Genomic DNA, 1,231 nt, shown 5'->3' with positions numbered 1-1,231 from the left:
GGTCGGCTTGTGCGGTTGGGCGGGCTGAATCGAGATCCCCAACCGGGCGCAAACCCCGATCACATGCGCCGACAGGAACGCCTTGCCCCGATCGATCACCAACGTCTCCGGTGTGCACCAGATCTCGCCATCGTCCCCGTCCTCGGTGAAGACCAGATGCTCGCGCAACCCGTGCGCCGGCCCCAGCGACGGCCGACGCGCACCACGACCGGTGACCGCCTCGAACAGCACTGCCGCGACATCGACCGCTTTCGTCGAGACCGGCGTGAGCTTCAACCCGACGATCTGGCGATCGAACAGGTCCTGGGCGACGGTCAGCTGTGTGCGCACCCACCGGCACGTCACCGGCTCCATGGCGAAGATATCCAGGTCCTGGGTGTCCAGGATCAGATACTCACCCGGCCGACTCGCCCGCAAGCGCCCGTAAACCCCCTGCGGGCGCCCCGCGATCGAGCGGCGACCCTTCGCCGAACCCGTCATCGCGTTCGTGCCCTTGGCCAACACCCCCAGACGGCGGTAGGCCGTCGTCTTCGACGGCAACGCCACCACCCCTGGGCCGTGCTCACGCTCCAACCGCTCGGCCACGCGCATCAGCAACGCCGACCGAGTCGGCGTCGATGCCGCCATCTCCGCGCGGACCGCCGCATCCCAGCGCGGATCGACACCACCGCGACGGCCGGTGCGGTAGCGATCATCGGCCAGGCCCGCCTCCCCGCCTTGCCGGTAGGCCGCCACCCAGTACTCGACCGTGCGGACCGCCACCGACAGCTCGGCAGCCTTGGCGGCGTAGCGATCCCGCATCGACACACCCCCGCCGTATTCCGCGCGCGGCTCACCCTCCCGAGCCGCCCCGGCGTGACCAGCGCGGTAGCCGGTCAACACCTCCCGGACATGCTCGGCTCGCGCCGCGATGCGTTCCCGCTCGGACTCCGAAAGTCCCGACAAAACCAGACCCGGGTCGACACCATCACCGACCACCGGTTCCTCTGAATCGTCACGGGTAAGGGACCGGCTTCGGTGTTAGACCAGCGCCGGTCGGCGTGGTGGTTGTTGAGCGTAGTACGCGGCTTCGTATTCGGCCGGGGTCAGGTAGTCCAGCCGGGAGTGCAGACGCGAGTTGTTGTACCAGTCGCACCACTCCATGAGCGCGAACTCGACCTCGGTGAGGGTTTTGAACGGGCCGTGCCGGTTGATCACCTCGGTCTTGAACAGGCCGATGATCGACTCTGCC

General features: G+C 68.1%; 2 protein-coding genes. Both read right to left on the bottom strand.

The features are described 5' to 3' along the window. On the bottom strand, positions 1 to 978 hold a 978-nt coding region (locus NA4_RS38310; protein ID WP_281180116.1), incomplete at its 3' end, for a helix-turn-helix domain-containing protein. A 42-nt stretch (positions 979 to 1,020) separates the two neighbouring features. After that, positions 1,021 to 1,231 (bottom strand): IS3 family transposase (locus NA4_RS38305; RefSeq protein ID WP_067481145.1); only part of this gene is annotated, 211 nt, incomplete at its 5' end.

Origin of the sequence: Nocardia amamiensis NBRC 102102 (genome assembly GCF_001612745.1) — a bacterium.
Lineage (GTDB): Bacteria > Actinomycetota > Actinomycetes > Mycobacteriales > Mycobacteriaceae > Nocardia > Nocardia amamiensis.
Note: the sequence above shows the minus strand (reverse complement) of the source record. Positions and strands in the feature narration are given on the sequence as shown.